Raw genomic sequence first — 18,355 nt, 5'->3', positions numbered from 1 at the left:
GTCTATCGCTCGGATATGAAACAGGAATTCGCGATGAAGCATCTTTTCAAGACACTCTTTCTGATCGGCGCCATGGCCACCGGCATGAGCGGCCTTGCACTGTTGCCGGCGCATGCGTTGGTGGAGATCGACGTCAACAAGGGCAATGTCGAGCCCTTGCCGATCGCCATCACCGACTTCCAGTCGTCCGGCGATCTCGGCACGGAAATATCCAACATCGTGGCGGCGGACCTGAAGCGCTCCGGCCTGTTCGCGCCGATCGACAAGGGTGCCTTCATCGAGAAGATATCGAACCCCGACCAGACCCCGCGTTTCGATGATTGGAAGGTCATCAACGCCCAGGCGCTGGTGACCGGCCGCGTCAACAAGGAAGCGGACGGCCGCATCCGTGCCGAATATCGTCTCTGGGATACGTTCGCTGGCCAGCAACTGGCAGGTGAGCAGTTCTTCGCGAACGCGGCCAACCAGCGCCGTGTCGCCCATATCATCGCCGATGCGATCTATGAGCGCCTGACGGGCGAAAAAGGGTACTTCGACACCCGGGTCGTCTACATCGACGAGACCGGCGCCAAGAACGCGCGCAAGAAACGGCTCGCCATCATGGACCAGGACGGCGCCAATGCGCGCTTCCTGTCCAACGGCGCCTCGATCGTGCTGACGCCGCGTTTCTCGCCGAACCGGCAGGAAATCACCTACATGTCCTATGAAAGCGGTGTGCCGAAAGTCTACCTGCTGCAGTTGGAGACCGGTCAGCGCGAACTCGTCGGCAATTTCCCGGGCATGACGTTTGCGCCGCGCTTCTCGCCGGATGGCCAGAAGGTGATCATGAGCCTGCTGCGCGATGACGGCAACTCCAACATCTATGCACTGGATCTGAGAAGCCGTTCGACGACACGTCTCACCGACTCGTCGGCAATCGATACCTCGCCGTCCTATTCGCCGGACGGTTCGCAGGTTGTCTTCACCTCCGATCGCGGCGGCGGCAGCGGTCGCTCCCAGATCTATGTCATGGGCGCCGACGGCTCCAACCCACACCGCATCTCCTTCGGCGATGGCGTCTATTCGACGCCGGTTTGGTCGCCGCGCGGCGATCTGATCGCATTCACCAAACAGGGTGGCGGTCAGTTCCAGATCGGCGTGATGAAGACGGACGGTTCGGGAGAACGCATCCTGTCGACCGGCTTCCAGCAGGAAGGCCCGACCTGGGCACCAAACGGCCGTGTGCTGATGTTCTTCCGCGACAGCGCCGGCGGTCCGAAGCTCTATTCGGTCGACTTGACCGGCCGCAACGAGCAACCGATCCCGACCTCGGGCTTCGGCTCCGACCCGGCATGGTCGCCGCTTCTGGAATGACGGGGCGACCCTGAAACGCATCGGAAAGGGGCCTGCGAGGCCCCTTTTTCGTGACTTGGTCGCGTTTTGGCCGCATTTCAGGCTAGAGCCTCGACCGAATGGTCTGAGGATCGGCGTAGGGGCGGCAAGCCGGCTACGTTTCCCGGGCAGTACAGTGCAGCGTCAAGCGTGCTGTGGCGTCGTGGTCTACGGGACCTGAAGCTGCGGCGACGGTCGCGGACGGCGACCGCAATAGAATTTTAACCGTGTTTCTTGAGCGCCGGTTAACCCAAACGTGGTTACTGGCATATCAACGAAATCACTCGAATGCGAAGGAGAGGCGGCATGCGCCGTATCGCAAAGCTTACCACGAACCCGGTCATGATCGCGCTGGTCGCCTCGCTGGCGATAGCAGGCTGCGCTTCGAAGAAGACCCCGAACAGCGCGGCCGATCTCGGCCTGGGCGGTGGCGCCGCCACTCCAGGTTCGGCACAGGACTTCACCGTCAATGTCGGCGATCGCATCTTCTTCGACACCGACTCTTCCTCGATCCGTGCCGACGCTCAGCAGACGCTGGGTCGCCAGGCCCAGTGGCTGAACAAGTATGGCCAGTACGCCATCGTCGTCGAAGGTCATGCCGATGAGCGTGGCACTCGCGAATACAACCTGGCGCTCGGCGCTCGCCGGGCGGCTGCGACCCGCGACTTCCTGATCGGCAAGGGTGTGGCCTCCAACCGCTTGAAGACGATTTCCTACGGCAAGGAACGCCCGGTTGCCGTCTGCGACGACATCTCGTGCTGGTCGCAGAACCGTCGCGCTGTCACCACGCTGTCGGGCGCCGGCTCCTGATCTGTGGCCGGCTTCGGCCGGTGTATCGAAGCCAATCGCAAAAAGGCGGCCCTTGTGGCCGCCTTTTTTCTTGGCCGATACGCAGTTCAAAGTCCTGGAGCGTCCTTTGCGCGTCCGAACGGATGCGCGGCGCTCTAAATATCGGGTTGAAACAAAATTTGGCCGAAGTCTCGCGCCCTGCTAAAAGCGGATGCGTTCGGGTGGGCAAGCCGTTCCCAAGGCGGCGGCCGATTTCCGGGCAATGACCTGTTTTGACCCTGATGGCGAGAGACCAATGCATTTTAGAACAATCCTGAGCGGGACGCTTGCTGTCCTGCTCGCAGCGAGTGTGATTGCACCCGCCAATGCAGCCGGGCCGGTGCGGACCACCGAGGACGGCTTTTCCTTCAGTCTGCCGAGTTTCGGGCTTCCGGGCCTGTTCGGTGGCAAGGAAAACAAGAATGAGACTGTGCAGTTTGCCCAGTCCGGCTCGGTTGGCCTGGAAGACCAGATCCGGCAGATGAACGGCAAGATCGAGGAGTTGAACTTCCAGATCCTGCAACTGCAGGAACAGTTGCGCAAGACGCAGGAAGACAACGAGTTCCGTTTTCAGCAGATCGAGCAGGGCGGTGGTGCTGCCCCCCAGAAGAAGTCTGACGCTGCCACTGGCGGCAACAGCGTGGCACAGGCACCCGCCTCGGCCACGCCTTCGGCGCCGGCTACGTCCGGCGGCCAGCCTTCCGGGCAGTCCCAGTCGGCCAGCCAGGCGCCGCAGCCCGGTGGCCAGGGTGAAGGCGGCGACCAGGTCGGCGATCTCATCATCGATTCCGGTAACGGCGAGCCGGGCAAGACGGTTACCGGCAAGCCACCGACATCATTCGGTACCATCACGGTGGACAAGAACGGCAATGTCGTAAGTGCGGTGCCGCCGTCCGATGTGCCTTCAGCCGGCACCACACAGCAGGCACCGGCAACGGGTCAGGATGGTGGGGTCGTTGCCTCGCTGCCATCGACCAACAGCCCCGACGAACTCTACCGAAATTCCTACCAGTTCGTGCTTTCGGGGGATTATGGAACAGCGGAACAAGGCTTCCGCCAGCATATCGAACGCTACCCCTCCGATCCCAAGGCAGCCGATGCCCATTATTGGCTGGGCGAATCCTTGCTCGGGCAGCAGAAATATCGCGACGCGGCCGAGATCTTCCTCGCTGCCAGCAAGAGCTATTCAAAGTCCAAGAAGGCGCCTGATATGCTTCTGAAGCTTGGAATCTCGCTGATGGGCCTGAAGCAGCGCGACGTCGCCTGTGCCACTTTCTCCGAGGTCGGTAAGCGTTACCCCGACGCCTCCAGCGCGCTCAAGGAACGTGTCAAGCAGGAGCGAGCGCTCGCCTCGTGCTGATGCAGCAGGCAGGCTCGCTGCCTGCACCTGGACTTTTTTCGCGGATCGATGTCGGCCAAGGCGCCGTAGCCGCCATTTCAGGCGGCAGTGACTCGACTGCGCTGCTTATTCTCCTCAAGAACCATTTCGACCGTTTCCTGCCTTCGGCGCGGCTCATCGCCGTTACCGTGGATCACGCTCTGCGCCCTGCTTCGGCCACAGAAGCGCAAGCCGTTGCCGGCCTTTGTGCCCGATTGGGTATCGCTCACCGCATCGTCGTCTGGGAGGGTGCCAAACCGTCGACCGGCATTCCGGCAGCCGCACGTGCGGCACGCTACCGGCTGCTTGCCGATGTCGCCCGGCGCGAAGGGCTCGATACCGTCGTGACTGGCCACACGGCCGATGATCAGGCCGAGACCGTCCTCATGCGGCAGGCGCGAGACGAAGGGCCCGGGCTTGCCGGCATGGCCCCGGCGACCCTCTATGAAGGCGATGTCTGGATCCTGCGTCCGCTGCTGACGGAACGGCGTTCGGCTCTGCGTGAGCTACTTACAGCGAGCGGTCTCGAATGGATCGACGACCCGACCAATCTGGACCATGCGTTCGAGCGGCCTCGTGCACGCGCCAAGCTCGCCGAGGATGAAAATCGCCTCGAGGGTCTCCTGGCCATTGCGTCCAGGGCGGCGCATCAGCGCGAAGAGCTTAGCCGTGGCGCCGCCGTTCTGATTGACCGCCACGCCAGCCGATTGGCCCCAGGCCTGATCCATCTTGCTCCAGCATTCGTAACGGAGGCCGACCAGCCCGCCGCACTTCATGCCCTGCGTGTTCTGCTTGCCGTGGTGGGGGGAACACCGTTCTTGCCGGACAACGATCGTGTTGTTGGCCTTTTTGCCTTGCTGTCGGCTGGTGTGGGTCGCGCTACATTGTCGCGGACGGTGATCGATGCGCGTCGTGCCGGCATCTTTCTCTACCGCGAAGCGCGCGGACTGCCAGCTCCTTCGACGCCGTCGGATGGAACCCTCTGGGATGGGCGCTATCGCATCACTTTCGGCGACGATGCTGACGGTTGTGTGATCGCTCCGCTCGGTCGTGAGAGAGGGCGGGCAACCCTTGTTCCCGAGGGAGGAGAGGCGCCTGCGAGCCTGTTTCGCGCTGCCCATGCGGCCGCGCCGGCGGTTTGGCGAGACGGTATTTGCCTCGGTTCACCGGGCGAATCCGGACAGTTGCCGGGAGCAAAGGCTGTTCCCGTCATTGCACCCTTCGCGCGGTTCCTGTCCGGCTTCGACCTGGAGGTCGCGCGCGCCGTCTCTACACTTGTCGGCGCGGCCTCCATTCCCGTGTCGCCGCTGAGAATGCCCGCCGGTTCGAAAGCCAACGCTAATGCTTAACCGAGCCATGTTCTTATGCTTGGCAAGGGGGTGTGCTCTCCCTATGTTAGGCCTAACTCTTCAAGTATCCGCGCCCGAAACTGGGCGCCAACGGGACAATCGATGAATCCGAACTATCGCAATCTCGCGCTCTGGGCGATCATAGCGGTCCTGCTGATCGCTCTCTTCAATCTGTTCCAGACGCCGCAGACGCGTGGCGCCTCCACCGACGTTCCTTATTCGCAGTTCCTGCAGGATGTCGCCTCGGGACGTGTGAAGGCGGTGACGATCGCAGGTGAGCGCATCTCCGGCACCTATGCCGACAGCGCCGCCGGCTTCCAGACCTACTCGCCAGGCGATCCTTCGCTGGTTTCGCGGCTCGAGGAAAAGAATGTCGTCATCAACGCCCGTCCGGAGACCGACGGCTCCAACACGTTGTTCGGCTACCTGATCTCATGGCTGCCGATGATCCTGATCCTCGGTGTGTGGATATTCTTCATGCGCCAGATGCAGTCCGGCTCCGGCCGGGCCATGGGCTTTGGCAAATCCAAGGCGAAGCTACTCACCGAGGCGCATGGCCGCGTCACCTTCCAGGATGTCGCCGGCGTTGATGAGGCCAAGCAGGATCTGGAAGAAATCGTCGAATTCCTGCGCGATCCGCAGAAGTTCCAGCGGCTGGGCGGCAAGATCCCGCGCGGTGTGCTGCTTGTCGGCCCTCCCGGCACCGGCAAGACGCTGCTGGCCCGCTCGGTTGCCGGTGAGGCCAATGTGCCGTTCTTCACCATTTCCGGTTCGGACTTCGTCGAGATGTTCGTCGGCGTCGGCGCCAGCCGCGTCCGCGACATGTTCGAGCAGGCCAAGAAGAACGCGCCCTGCATCATCTTCATCGACGAAATCGACGCGGTCGGCCGTCATCGCGGCGCCGGCCTCGGCGGCGGCAACGACGAGCGCGAGCAGACGCTGAACCAGCTGCTGGTCGAGATGGATGGCTTCGAGGCCAACGAATCGATCATCCTGATCGCCGCCACCAACCGTCCAGACGTGCTGGACCCGGCGCTGCTGCGTCCAGGCCGCTTCGACCGTCAGGTTGTGGTGCCGAACCCCGATATCGTCGGCCGCGAGAAAATCCTGAAGGTGCATGTCCGCAACGTGCCGCTGGCGCCGAATGTCGACCTGAAGACGGTTGCGCGCGGTACGCCTGGCTTCTCGGGCGCCGACCTGATGAACCTCGTCAACGAGGCGGCATTGATGGCTGCGCGGCGCAACAAGCGTCTCGTCACCATGCAGGAGTTCGAGGACGCCAAGGACAAGATCATGATGGGCGCGGAGCGCCGTTCCTCGGCCATGACTCAGGCCGAGAAGGAGCTGACCGCCTATCACGAGTCCGGCCATGCCATTCTGGCGCTCAACGTGCCGGCGGCCGACCCGCTGCACAAGGCGACCATCATCCCGCGTGGCCGTGCGCTGGGCATGGTCATGCAGTTGCCCGAGGGCGACCGCTATTCGATGAGCTACAAATACATGATCTCGCGTCTGGCCATCATGATGGGCGGCCGCGTGGCGGAAGAGTTCAAGTTCGGCAAGGAGAACATCACTTCCGGTGCCTCGTCGGATATCGAGCAGGCGACGAAGCTGGCACGCGCCATGGTGACGCGCTGGGGCTTCTCCGACAAGCTTGGTCACGTCGCTTACGGCGAGAACCAGGAAGAGGTCTTCCTCGGTCATTCGGTGGCGCGTACGCAGAATGTGTCTGAAGAGACCGCGCAGATCATCGACGCCGAAGTGCGCCGCCTGATCGATGAAGCCTATTCGACCGCCAAGACGATCCTGACCAAGAAGAAGAAGGACTGGATCGCATTGGCCGAGGGTCTGCTCGAATACGAGACCCTTTCCGGCGAAGAGATCAAGCAATTGATCGCCGGCCAGAAACCGTCGCGCGACCTTGGCGACGATACGCCGACCTCGCGCGGATCGGCCGTGCCGAAAGCCGGTACGGGTGGCCGCCGCAAGAAAGGCCCCGAGCCTGAAGGCGGTATGGAACCGCAGCCGTCGAACTAGTTCGGGCTGGATTTGAGTGAGAAACGCCGCGACTTTGTCGCGGCGTTTCTTTTTTGGACGCTACACCTGATCGTCTTCGATCCGGTCGAGAGCAGACGAACCCCGCAATCGTCGCTATTGTCGCTGTGATCGCGCGTGCTGGCGGTTCACCTGCCGTGGCGAGCGAGGGGCACGGATCGCACGGAAGCCATGCAGACATTCGAATGGATCATCGCTCTCCTGCTCGGCGCTGCGCTGCTTTCGGCGCTGGCGAGGCGGCTTGGCGTGCCCTATCCGGCTTTTCTAGCCGTAGGCGGCGCGATGATCCCATTTCTGCCGAGCAGTCCGGAATGGACGCTTGATCCGCATCTGGCGCTTACCTTGTTCGTGGCGCCGGTGCTGGTCGATTCCGCTTACGACACCTCGCTGCGCGATCTCCGGGACAACTGGATCCCGGTGGCGGGTCTCGTGTTGATGGCGGTAGGCCTGACGACGCTCACTGTGGCTTTGGCGGCGCGCTGGTTGGTGCCGGGCATGCCCTGGGGGGTCGCCATCGCGCTTGGTGCCATTGTGGCGCCGCCGGATGCTGCCGCAGCGACAGCCGTCATGCGGCAGGTCAAACTCCCGCATCGACTTCTGAAGATCCTCGAAGGCGAAAGCCTGCTCAACGACGCCAGCGCGCTGCTGCTCTACAAGCTGGCTGTCATGGCCGTGCTGGGAGGCGAGCTTTCGCTGTCGAGTGGCGTGCCGGTTTTCCTGCTGACGGTCTTTGGGAGTGTTGCGGCGGGATACCTCCTGGCAAGCGTGCTGGTGCCGGCAACGCGCTTCGAGGACTTTCCGACCTCGATCATCGTCCAGTTCGCCATGACATTCGGCATCTGGATCGCCGCCGAGGCAATTGGCCTTTCGGGTATCCTGACCATTGTCGTCTATGCGATGACGATCGCCAACACACGCGGGCCAAATATGCCCGCCCGGCTGCGGGTGCCGGTCTATGCGGTGTGGGAGGCTGTCGTCTTCATCCTCAACGCAATGGCCTTCGTGCTGATCGGCATGCAGATCGGCCCGATCTGGGAACGGCTGACACCTGATATGCGCGGCAACTATGCGCTGTTCGCTGCGGTCATCCTTGCCGTCGTCATTCTGACCCGCTTCACCTGGGTCATGAGCTACAACTGGCTGATCCGTTGGCGCATCGAGCGATACGGCTTCAACCCACCGCGACCCATGGCGCAACCGACGCGTGAGGGCGGGATCGTGATTTCCTGGGCCGGCATGCGCGGTATCGTTACCCTTGCCGCCGCCTTCTCCATACCCGAGATGCTGCGTGACGGGTCACCTTTCCCTTATCGCGACCTGATCCTTTTCACGGCCTTCGCCGTGGTCTTCGGCACGCTTGTTTTGCAAGGCCTGACATTGAGGCCGTTGATCCTGTGGCTTGGCCTTTCCGACAATGACCCCGTCGGACAGGAGGTGCGATACGGACGCGTCGAAGCTTATAAAGCCGCTGTCGCTTCCATCGAGCAAGAAGACGGTCTAGCCGCCAAGCTGCTGCGCAAGGAATACGGTGCCGTCGTCGAGCTGTGCGAGGTCGGCGGTGAGCCGTATCAGGCGGCTGGTCTACCGGGGGGCGCCTTGCGACTTCAAGCGATCGCTGCCGCCCGCGCCCGCGCCATCGAACTCAGACGGACCTTCGTCATCGGCGACGACGCATACCATGTGCTGGAGGAAGAGTTCGACTGGGCCGAACTCAGCGCTGTTGGTCGAGGCGAGCCTGCCTGATCCCGTCGTCGCTCTCCCGGCCGGCCCGTTCCACCATCAGCACCACATGGGCTTCGATCTCCTCCCGCAGGCGGGCGCGATCTGCACCATCGCCGGTGACGAGGTAGAGATCGACCATTGTTCCGGTGAGCACGCTCAGGAAGCGCAACTGCACAGGCTTCAGATTTTGTGCACCGGGTGCGTAACGGGCGAAGAATGGCACAAGCAGATCACCTGTTATGCCGGCCTGGTTGTTGCCCTGCTGGTCCGCTTCGATGGGGCGGATCGATCGCATGGCCGCAAGCAGACCGGTGTGGGCGGGAATGGACTCCGCCGCTTCCAGGTAGTGGGAGAGCAGAATGTGCGCGGCGTCCGTTGCGGCCAGGTCCGCGGGCAGCGCCTCAAGCTTGCTCGCGCATTGCGCGACGATGCGCTTGACGGTTGCTTCATAGGCGGCAAGCAGCAAGGCTTCCCGGTCGACGAAGTAGCGATAGATTGTACCCACAGCGGTGCCTGTCTCCATGGCGATGCGGGTGGTTGTCACAGCCTCATGTCCTTCGGCCGCGACCAAGGTCTCCACCGCTTCGAGCAAAGCGGCACGTGTCTTCAGCGCCCGGTTCTGGCGCGGCTCGACGGGTTTCGAGAGGGCAGTTCGATCCATAAGTGAAACATTTTCATCTTTGTTGACAGCTGTCCAGTGTGGGCGCATTGTTCCGAAAAATCGACGCTGCGCAGGGAGAGGGCGATGCGTTCTATCTTGATACGGGCTGCCGTTTTCGCGAGCGGAGTTTGCCTGGCCGGTCTTGTTTCAGCGGCTGAACTTAGGGTGGACGCCGGGGATGGCGCGACCGAAAAGCTGGTCGAGGCGCTGATTTCGGCGCAACCGGGCGATACGGTCGTGATAGGCCCAGGCCGTATCGAACTCACCGAAGGCTTGTCGCTCGACGTTGACGACGTGACCGTGAGGGGCGCAGGGCCCGACCAGACCATCCTTTCACTGAAGGAGCAGACCGGGTCGGGCGAGGGGTTGCTCGTCACCTCGAATCGCGTTGTCCTGGAGAACTTCGCCGTTGAGGACGCCAAGGGCGACGGCGTGAAGTCCAAAGGCTCGGACCAGATCACGTTCCGCAATCTGCGCGTCGAGTGGACGAACGGGCCGAACGAGAAAAACGGCTCCTACGGCGTCTATCCGGTTTCCTCCAAGCATGTGCTGATCGACAAGGTTACCGTGCGGGGTGCTTCCGACGCCGGCATCTATGTCGGCCAGAGCGAGAACGTCATCGTGCGCAACTCGAGAGCCGAGTACAATGTCGCCGGCATCGAGATCGAGAACTCGATGCGTGCTGACGTCTACAAGAATGTCGCGACCCACAATACCGGCGGCATCCTGGTGTTCGATCTCCCCAACCTGCCAGTGCAGGGTGGTCACGACATCCGCGTCTTCGACAATGACGTCGTTGACAACGATACGGCGAATTTCGCGCCGAAGGGCAACACGGTCGCCATGGTACCGAAGGGTACGGGCATCATGGTGATGGCGAACCGCAATGTGCATGTGTTCGGCAACCGCCTGTCCGGCAACGGCACCACGCATGTGCTGATCGGGGCCTATCCCAAGGATTACGACGACAAGAACTACATGTTCGTGCCGCGCGGCGTCTTTGTGCATGGCAACGCCTATGGCGAGGGCGGCAACGCGCCCGATGGCGAAGTCGGCAAGATGATTGCGGATATCTCCGGTACGCCTGTGCCGGACGTCGTCTGGGACGGGGTGACGAGGATTCCCGAATATCTCAGCTGGGTGTCAGCAGAAAACCAGGTCTATGTAGACGAGCAGGAAGGCACGAGCTTCATCAATCTGAAGATGCTTTCGCAGCTTCTGCTGCCATGGGGATGGTGGCCGGACACCGATATTTCGGGCTACAAAGGCAGCCTGCCCGAGCCGCAGCCCGTCAAATTGCCGCAGGACGGCGGATCGTGAACAACCTTGGGTATGTCCGGTCGTTGATTGCCGCGATGGCGGCAGTTGTTTCGTTTGGCACGCCTGCTCAAGCGATTTCCGACACGGTCGTTCTCGCTGCCACGCCGCCGAAGCAATTGTCGGAATTCGGTTTCTTCGAAGATCTGCAAAAACAGATGCCTGCATCGGGTGTTGTGCCGTTTCGGCTGGCGACACCGTTGTTTTCGGACGGGGCGGAGAAGTTCCGCTTCGTTTATCTGCCGAAGGGACAGGCAGCGAAATACGATCCCGTCGAGGCTTTCGACTTCCCCGTCGGCACAGCGTTGATCAAGACCTTCGCCTTTCCCGCGGATTACAGGAAGGCGGCTGAGAAACTGCGTCTGATCGAAACTCGGGTTCTGTTGCGTCATGCAGACGGTTGGCAGGCGTGGGCTTATCTCTGGAACGACCAGCAGACCGATGCGACACTGAAGATTGCCGGCGCCAAGGTTGCGATCTCGACGATCGGCGGTGACGGCATGCCGCTGTCTTTCGAATATTCCGTGCCCAACAAGAGCCAGTGCAAGGCGTGCCACGCCTTCAACGGGAAGATCACACCGCTCGGCCCGAAGGCTCGCAATCTCAACACCGACTACGCCTATGCGGGTGGGTCTGAAAACCAGATTACCCATTGGACGACTGCAAGCATGCTCTCAGGGGCGCCTGACCTTGCTGAAATCCCAGCCGCCGCAGACTGGCGTGATGTCACGGCTCCTCTCGATAAACGTGCCCGCACCTGGCTCGACGTCAATTGCGCGCATTGCCACCGCCCCGAGGGACCAGCCAGCAATACCGGGCTGTTTCTCACATATGGCGAGGATGTTCCGGTACGATACGGTGTTTTGAAACGGCCGGCAGCGGCAGGCCGAGGTTCGGGCGATCGCGAGTTCGATATCGTGCCGGGCGAGCCGGGTCGCTCGATCCTGACTTATCGTGTGGAGAGCACGGTGCCTGGCGTGATGATGCCCGAACTCGGGCGTCATATCGCCGATCCTGATGCGGTCAAACTGCTGGCCGAATGGATCGCTTCGTTGCGATAGACGACGAAAGGGCCTCGAACCTCGAGGTTCGAGGCCCTTTCGTTCGGCAGATCAGGCTGCCTGATCACCTTTCAACCGCTTGCTGCAAATGCTGTAGTAGCCGCCACCTTTCTGAATCCAGCGCAGCCCGTTCAGCGTGCCGGCTTCCTTGTTGGCGTGATATTGCTTGAGGCAAGAGTGCATGCGCGCCTTCGACGGCGTTTCATCCTTGAAGTCGGCAGCGATTTCGGTTGGGAAGGTAACGCCAGACGGCGCTTCTGCAGGATTGGAAACGGCTTTCGCCTCCTTTTTGTCCAGCGAATGGCCGCATTCCGCAGTTCGGTACTCGTCCCACCCGCGCCCATCCAACTCGTTGTTGCGCTTGGCTTCCTGATAGCGTGCGCCACACTCCTTGAAAGAAACGAAGGCCGTTTTCGCTTTGGTGGCCGCCGCTGCTGCATTGCTTGTGTCGGCCAAGGTGGCACCAGTGTCGGTAGCGGTGGCGTCAGCTTCAGCGGCGTCAACGCCACATTCCGCCTTGCGGAAAGCGGTCCAGTTCATTCCGTTCAGTGTGTCGGCCTCTTTCGCGGCCTGATACTTGGTGCTGCATTCCTTCATCGTCAGTGCGCTGGCTGGCGCAGTGCCGAGTGAGAACATGATGGTCGCGGCAGTGGCCGCCAGATAGAGAACTCGCATAAACCCCTCCGGTGAGTGAAGTAATACTCGGTATGTATACTATTTGTTCTACTTCTGTTCCAGAAGAATCTTGCCGTCGGGACAAAAAAGAATCGCGCGAGCAAAACCCGCGCGATTCCTTGGACTTAACGCTTTCTTGGCGCCGGGAAGCGCCGGTCAGCTCTTCAGGCGGGCGTTGCAGAGGCTGTAGTAGCCGCCGCCCTTCTGGATCCACTTCAGGCCGCCGAGGGCGTTGTTGTCCTTGGCTGTATAGTACTGGTCGAGGCAGGTATGCATGCGGGCCTTGCCGGGAGACTCGGAAGAATACTTCTTCGCAACCGCGCTCGGGAACCTGACGCCGCTTGGAGCCTTCGCGGTCGGGGTTTCCGGCTCGCTGGTATAGGTGGCTTCATCGGCAGCAGGCACGGTGTCGTCGTCATTGGCGCCGGCGCTGCAGTTGGCCTTGCGGAAATCATTCCACTTCAGGCCGCCCAGTGTGCCGCCGCTCTTGGCGGCCTGATACTTGGTCGAGCATTCGGCCATGGTCAGGCCCTTGCCGTCGGCTGCGTCGGCTGCCTTGGTCGACGCCTTGGCAGGCTTAGCCGGAGCGACTGCAGCAGTGGCGCCGGGGCCGCACTCCGCCTTGCGGAAATCGTTCCACTTCATGCCGTTCAACGTACCGGCAGCCTTGGCTGCCTGGTACTTGGCCGAGCATTCCTTGGCGGACAGGCCCTTGGCCTCGTCATCGCTTGCCGCAGCCTTGGTTTTCTTTGCGCTCGTGTCGACGGCAGCGGTGGCGCCGGGGCCGCACTCGGCCTTGCGGAAATCGTTCCACTTCATGCCGTTCAGCGTATCGGCAGCCTTGGCGGCCTGGTATTTGGCCGAGCATTCCTTGGCGGACAAGCCCTTGGCGTCATCATCGTTCGCAGCGGCCGCCTTGGTCTTCTTGGCAGGCTTGCTGTCATCCGTGCTGGCCTTCGTCTTCTTCGCCGGCTTGGTCTCTTCCGTGGCGGTGCTGGCATCCGTACCACACTGCGCCTTGCGGAACTGGTTCCAGGTCTGGCCGCCCAGCGTACCAGCGTCCTTGGCCGCGTTATATTTGGTGCTGCACTCGGCCATCGTAAGCGCACTGGCCGGCTGGGCCAGGAACAGGGTGAAGACGGCAAGGCCCGTCAATGTAGCAAGTCGATCGATGAGCATAGCGTTCTCTCCGTTGTGCCACTCACAATCAATCCCATGCGAGCAATAGCGCGCAAGCCGTGCCTGCGCTAGTGCGGTAGCCGCATCTCCTCCCGCACATATCGGCGAGCTTTGTGACCATTGCGTCGCATTTTTGGCGGGGAAACACATTTCTAAGATTCATGACATAGAATAACACAAAGTGATGGCTTGGCACGGGGCAGTTGTGGCATTAGCAGCCTTCGGGCAAACAGCCAGGGACTCATAGTAGATGTCGGGACGTTATTTCGGAACGGATGGTATTCGCGGTCGCGCCAACAAGTTTCCGATGACGGCGGAAATCGCCATGAAAGTCGGCATGGCCGCCGGTCTTTCCTTCCAGCGTGGCAGCCACCGTCACCGTGCCGTGCTCGGCAAGGACACCCGGCTTTCCGGCTACATGATCGAGAACGCGCTGGTGGCCGGCCTATGCGCCGCCGGCATGGACGTATTCCTGCTCGGGCCGATCCCGACGCCCGGCGTTGCCATGCTGGTGCGCTCGCTGCGGGCCGATATCGGTGTGATGATCTCAGCTTCGCACAATCCTTACTATGACAACGGTATCAAGCTGTTCGGCCCGGACGGCTACAAGCTCTCGGACGAGATCGAGGAGCGTATCGAGGCCATGCTCGACGAAGATGTCGAGATGGCCCTGGCCGATTCCGACAGCCTCGGCCGCGCCAAGCGTGTCGATGGCGTCCATGACCGCTACATCGAGTTCGCCAAGCGTACCTTGCCGCGGGCCATGTCGCTGTCTGGCCTGCGCATCGTTGTCGATTGCGCCAACGGCGCGGGCTACAAGGTCGCGCCCGCCGCGCTCTGGGAACTGGGCGCCGACGTGGTTGCCATCAATGTCGAGCCGAACGGCTTCAACATCAACAAGGAATGCGGCTCCACCCACCCGGCCGAGCTGCAGAAGAAGGTACACGAGGTTCGCGCCGACATCGGCATCGCGCTGGACGGCGATGCGGATCGTGTCGTCATCGTCGATGAGAACGGTGTTGTGGTCGACGGCGACCAGATCATGGCGCTGATCGCCGAATCCTGGCACCAGAACGGCCGTCTGGCCGGCGGTGGCGTGGTCTCCACCGTCATGTCCAATCTCGGCCTGGAACGTTTCCTGACCGGTATGAAGCTGCAGCTCCACCGCACCAAGGTCGGTGACCGCTACGTTGTCGAGCACATGCGTGCGCATGGCCTCAATGTCGGCGGCGAACAGTCCGGCCATATCGTGCTGTCCGACTTCTCGACAACGGGCGACGGTCTGGTCTCGGCACTTCAGGTGCTCGCCTGCGTCAAGCGGCAGAACCGCCCGGTCAGTGAATTGCTCAAGAAGTTCGAGCCGGTACCGCAATTGCTGAAGAACGTCCGCTTCTCGGGCGGCAAGCCGCTGGAAGAGGCTCCGGTCAAGGCTGCGATCGAAGATGCGCAGAATCGCCTCGGCAAGAAGGGCCGCCTGGTCATTCGTCCGTCCGGCACGGAACCGCTCATCCGCGTCATGGCGGAAGGCGACGATCCCAAGCTGGTCGAAGAGGTCGTCAACGACATTGTCGGCGTGATCTCCGAAGCGCGCAGCGCTGCTTGAGACGGGCGGGCTCCATTCATCTCTAGCTGAATCGCAGGACCCGCTTTGGCGGGTCTTGTGCATTTCGACGAAGTCTTTCGAGTAGCGTTTCGAGAGAATTTTAGACGATTATAGTTAACTGATACGGTTAAACGCCTTTTAACCTTTGCAATTCATTATCCACACCCGAGGTCAATCATGTTCGGGCACGGTCCGTGCTCCGACGTCTCAAGGGTGACAAGGATGTACAGTTTCGGAAGGAAGGCAGCCGTCGCGGGCTTGCTGCTGTCTGGCCTCGCCGCGCCGGCACTGGCGGCGGATCTGGCCGAGCCGCCGGTGGTGGAAGCACCGCCTATCGCGGCGCCGGTCTATGAGGAAGCCGATTATGGCGGCTGGTACATTCGCGGCGATCTGGGGTATCGCAAGTCCAATATGGACAGCCCGGAATACGTCCTTTACGGCGCTCCTCTCGGTCAGGTCGGTCATTTCGATACCCATGAGCTGAAGGGCGGCTTCTCGGTGGGCGGCGGTGTCGGCTACCAGGTCACCAAATACTTCCGCACCGACCTTACGCTGGACTATTGGTCGAAGACCAAGTTCAACGGCAGCACGTCAGGCTTCTGCGGCACCGGCCTGCCCTGTACCTCGAGCGACACCAGCTCCTATTCGGCGCTGCTGCTTCTGGCCAACGCCTATGTCGACATCGGTACCTGGCACGGCATCACGCCTTATGTCGGCGCCGGTATCGGTGGTGCGAACCTGAAGTGGAACACCTTGGTCAACAAGGATCCCGACGGCGAATTCGAGCATGAGGGGCACTCGAGCTGGCGCTTCGCCTATGCACTCATGGCGGGTGCTTCCTACTGTCTGACCGATACCACCAAGCTCGATGTCGGCTATCGCTTCAGCCACATCAATGGCGGACGCATGTTCGGCTACAAGGTCGGTGGTGGTCCCGGCTTCGACGATGGCATCAACACGCATGAAGTACGCGCCGGTTTGCGTTACCAGTTTGGTGGCCGGTCGGATTGCGCGCCGCCTCCGCCTGTCTACGTGCCGGAGCCGGAACCGGTTTACACGAAGTAATTCCTGCCTCGAGAATTCGAAAACCGCCCGGTATCGCCGGGCGGTTTTTCGTTCGAGCGAAGAAGCCGTCTGGTTATCGCCTCACCAGCCCAGCCATAGCGCGATCAGTGCTAGTGCGCCCGGGATGGCCTGGATGTAGAGGATCTTGCGGCTTGCCGTCGCTGCGCCGTAGAGGCCGGCAACAATGACGCAGACGAGGAAGAAGGTCTTCACCTGGAAGCCTGCCTCACCGAGATAAAGTCCCCAGATCAGACCGGCTGCCAGGAAGCCGTTGTAGAGACCCTGATTGGCCGCCAAAACCTTGGACGCCTTGGCGAAATCCGGCGTCAGCCCGAATGCCTTGTGGCCACGCGGCGTGTCCCAGGACACCATCTCCAGATAGACGATATACATATGGATCAGTGCAACCAGGCCGATGAGCACGGTGGCAACCATTGTTCCCCTCCCTCATGAAATGCCTCTTCATGTTCCCGCAGGCGGTAACGCCGCGCAAGAGGCGCGGACGGGCTTGCGATTGCGGCTGGCTTGATGTCTGTTCGCGCCGACCATTCATGATCTCCTGGTGAAGCAATGTCGTTCAAGAAACTGGATGAGCTCGGCCGCAAGCTTGAGGCGCTGGAACACGCGCAAGCCATTTTGGGTGCCGACGAGGCGACCCACATGGCAGTCGGCGGTGGCGAAAAGCGTGCCGAGGCGATGGCGACGCTGGCCGGCATGTATCACCGCCAGGCCACCGCATCGGAAGTCGCAGACTGGATCGTCGCAGCCAAGGCCGAGCCACTCGACGAAGATCAGCAGGCAGCGTTGCGGGAATTCGAACGCCAGTACATCAACCTGACTTGCCTGCCCGCAGAATTCGTCGAACGACAAACGGCGGCACGACTGCGTTCAGAGCAGTTGTGGCGGGATCTGCGTGCCAAGAACGATTGGGCAGGCTTTCGCCCAGCGCTCGAAAACATCGTCGCGCTTGTGCGTGAAGAGGCTGGCCTGCGAGCAGCCGTCCTCAAGCTGTCGCCCTATGACGCGCTGATGGAGCAGTACGATCCGGGCAACCGTGCTGCGGACATCGCCCCGGTTTTTGCCGAACTCAAGACCTTCTTGAAGGACTTCGTGCCGGAGGCTCTTGCTGTCCAGAACGAAAAACTGGCGAAGCGGCCCCTGAAACCGCTGTCGGGGGTCTATCCGATCGAAAAGCAGCGCGAACTGGGCCTGGCCATGATGGCCGCCGTCGGATTCGACCTCAATCACGGTTCGCTTTCGGTATCGCACCATCCGTTCTGCGGCGGCGTGCCGACCGACGTGCGCATCACCACCCGCTACAAGACTTCGGATTTCCTGTCGTCGTTGATGGGGGTGCTGCACGAAACCGGCCACGCGCTCTACGAGCAGAACCTGCCCAAGGAGTGGTCGCACTGGCCACTCGGCAAGGCGCGAGGCATGGCCGTGCATGAAAGCCAGAGCCTGTTCGTGGAAAAACAGCTCGGCCGCAATCCGGCGTTCTGGCGCTGGGCGCTGCCGGTGGTCGAGAAAGATCTCGGCGAAGCCTGGACGCTGGACGATATTCTGCCGCATGTGCATAGGGTCGAACGAGGGCTGATCCGCGTCGATGCCGACGAAGTCACCTATCCGCTGCATGTGATCCTGCGCTTCGAACTGGAGCAGGATCTGGTCTCTGGCCGGCTGGAGGTCGCGGACCTGCCGGAGGCATGGGATGCCAAGATGCGCGACTATCTTGGTCTTTCAACCATCGAGAACGCGGCCGACGGACCGATGCAGGACGTGCATTGGCCTTCCGCTGCCTTCGGCTATTTCCCTTCCTACACGCTTGGGGCCATGATGGCCGCACAGCAATGGGCAGCGCTGACCAAGGAACATCCGGCCGCGGATGAGGAGATCGCCCGGGGTGATTTCAATGCGATCAATGCCTGGCGGCGGGAGCGCATCTGGTCGCAGGGTTCGCGATACTCCACGCCGGAGCTTCTCGAACGTGCCACCGGCGAGAAGCTGAACGCGGCGCATTTCATCACGCATCTGAAGCAGCGCTACGGCAAATCATGATAGATTTGCCGAGAACAATGGTGGGCCGCTTTT

The 18,355-nt window shown here is 61.6% G+C and carries 15 protein-coding genes; 11 read left to right on the top strand and 4 right to left on the bottom strand.

The genetic code is table 11. The annotated features are described in order from the left end of the window. Positions 1-33 precede the first annotated feature (33 nt). The 6 genes from tolB (at position 34) to AO692_RS30960 (ending at position 8,724) form a co-directional block, all read left to right on the top strand. Positions 34-1,353, top strand: a complete 1,320-nt coding sequence (gene tolB, locus AO692_RS30985) for a Tol-Pal system beta propeller repeat protein TolB (protein WP_054313972.1) — start codon at positions 34-36, stop codon at positions 1,351-1,353. Between the two features lie 324 nt (positions 1,354-1,677). Then, complete coding sequence (gene pal / locus AO692_RS30980; protein ID WP_054313858.1) at positions 1,678-2,181, top strand: peptidoglycan-associated lipoprotein Pal; 504 nt, start codon at positions 1,678-1,680, stop codon at positions 2,179-2,181. Between the two features lie 274 nt (positions 2,182-2,455). After that, the gene (ybgF, locus tag AO692_RS30975; protein WP_054313857.1) at positions 2,456-3,559 is read left to right on the top strand and encodes a tol-pal system protein YbgF; all 1,104 of its coding nucleotides are present in this window, start codon (positions 2,456-2,458) and stop codon (positions 3,557-3,559) included. After that, a complete protein-coding gene (gene tilS / locus AO692_RS30970) occupies positions 3,559-4,926 on the top strand; it encodes a tRNA lysidine(34) synthetase TilS (RefSeq protein WP_054313856.1) in 1,368 nt (455 codons plus the stop codon). Before ybgF ends, tilS begins: the two co-directional genes overlap by 1 nt. Positions 4,927-5,028: 102 nt before the next feature. Next, positions 5,029-6,963, top strand: coding sequence for an ATP-dependent zinc metalloprotease FtsH (gene ftsH, locus AO692_RS30965; protein ID WP_054313855.1), 1,935 nt, complete (start codon positions 5,029-5,031; stop codon positions 6,961-6,963). A gap of 189 nt (positions 6,964-7,152) precedes the next feature. Beyond that, positions 7,153-8,724, top strand: coding sequence for a sodium:proton antiporter (locus AO692_RS30960; RefSeq protein WP_054313854.1), 1,572 nt, complete (start codon positions 7,153-7,155; stop codon positions 8,722-8,724). On the opposite strand, the gene AO692_RS30955 is transcribed toward AO692_RS30960, so the two are convergent. Next, positions 8,693-9,364 carry a TetR/AcrR family transcriptional regulator gene (locus AO692_RS30955; protein WP_054313853.1) on the bottom strand — a complete coding sequence of 224 codons (672 nt, stop codon included), beginning with the start codon at positions 9,362-9,364 and terminating at the stop codon, positions 8,693-8,695. The genes AO692_RS30960 and AO692_RS30955 overlap by 32 nt on opposite strands. Positions 9,365-9,448: 84 nt before the next feature. Here AO692_RS30955 and AO692_RS30950 point away from each other — a divergent pair, with 84 nt between their 5' ends. Together AO692_RS30950 and AO692_RS30945 are read left to right on the top strand one after the other, a co-directional pair. Next, on the top strand, positions 9,449-10,684 hold the full coding sequence (locus tag AO692_RS30950; RefSeq protein ID WP_054313852.1) for a parallel beta-helix domain-containing protein: 1,236 nt from the start codon (positions 9,449-9,451) through the stop codon (positions 10,682-10,684). Next, positions 10,681-11,742 (top strand): SO2930 family diheme c-type cytochrome, encoded by a 1,062-nt coding sequence (locus AO692_RS30945; RefSeq protein WP_200911811.1) that lies wholly within the window; start codon positions 10,681-10,683, stop codon positions 11,740-11,742. Before AO692_RS30950 ends, AO692_RS30945 begins: the two co-directional genes overlap by 4 nt. A gap of 51 nt (positions 11,743-11,793) precedes the next feature. On the opposite strand, the gene AO692_RS30940 is transcribed toward AO692_RS30945, so the two are convergent. Both AO692_RS30940 and AO692_RS30935 read right to left on the bottom strand, forming a co-directional pair. Continuing rightward, the gene (locus AO692_RS30940; RefSeq protein ID WP_244483559.1) at positions 11,794-12,339 is read right to left on the bottom strand and encodes an antifreeze protein; all 546 of its coding nucleotides are present in this window, start codon (positions 12,337-12,339) and stop codon (positions 11,794-11,796) included. Positions 12,340-12,573: 234 nt separating this feature from the next. Beyond that, positions 12,574-13,596, bottom strand: a complete 1,023-nt coding sequence (locus tag AO692_RS30935) for a hypothetical protein (RefSeq protein WP_054313849.1) — start codon at positions 13,594-13,596, stop codon at positions 12,574-12,576. 250 nt (positions 13,597-13,846) lie between these two features. Between AO692_RS30935 and glmM the strand changes: the two genes are divergently transcribed. Next, positions 13,847-15,199 carry a phosphoglucosamine mutase gene (gene glmM / locus AO692_RS30930; RefSeq protein WP_054313848.1) on the top strand — a complete coding sequence of 451 codons (1,353 nt, stop codon included), beginning with the start codon at positions 13,847-13,849 and terminating at the stop codon, positions 15,197-15,199. A 222-nt stretch (positions 15,200-15,421) separates the two neighbouring features. Beyond that, positions 15,422-16,264: an outer membrane protein gene (locus AO692_RS30925; RefSeq protein ID WP_054313847.1), complete on the top strand. Its 843-nt coding sequence runs from the start codon at positions 15,422-15,424 to the stop codon at positions 16,262-16,264. An 81-nt stretch (positions 16,265-16,345) separates the two neighbouring features. On the opposite strand, the gene AO692_RS30920 is transcribed toward AO692_RS30925, so the two are convergent. Continuing rightward, positions 16,346-16,699, bottom strand: coding sequence for a DUF1304 domain-containing protein (locus AO692_RS30920; protein WP_054313846.1), 354 nt, complete (start codon positions 16,697-16,699; stop codon positions 16,346-16,348). A gap of 135 nt (positions 16,700-16,834) precedes the next feature. Here AO692_RS30920 and AO692_RS30915 point away from each other — a divergent pair, with 135 nt between their 5' ends. Continuing rightward, on the top strand, positions 16,835-18,322 hold the full coding sequence (locus AO692_RS30915) for a carboxypeptidase M32 (RefSeq protein ID WP_054313845.1): 1,488 nt from the start codon (positions 16,835-16,837) through the stop codon (positions 18,320-18,322). Positions 18,323-18,355: the final 33 nt, after the last annotated feature.

Origin of the sequence: Mesorhizobium sp. 1M-11 (assembly GCF_001303895.1) — a bacterium.
Lineage (GTDB): Bacteria > Pseudomonadota > Alphaproteobacteria > Rhizobiales > Rhizobiaceae > Mesorhizobium.
This window is presented reverse-complemented; position numbering and strand designations above follow the sequence as displayed.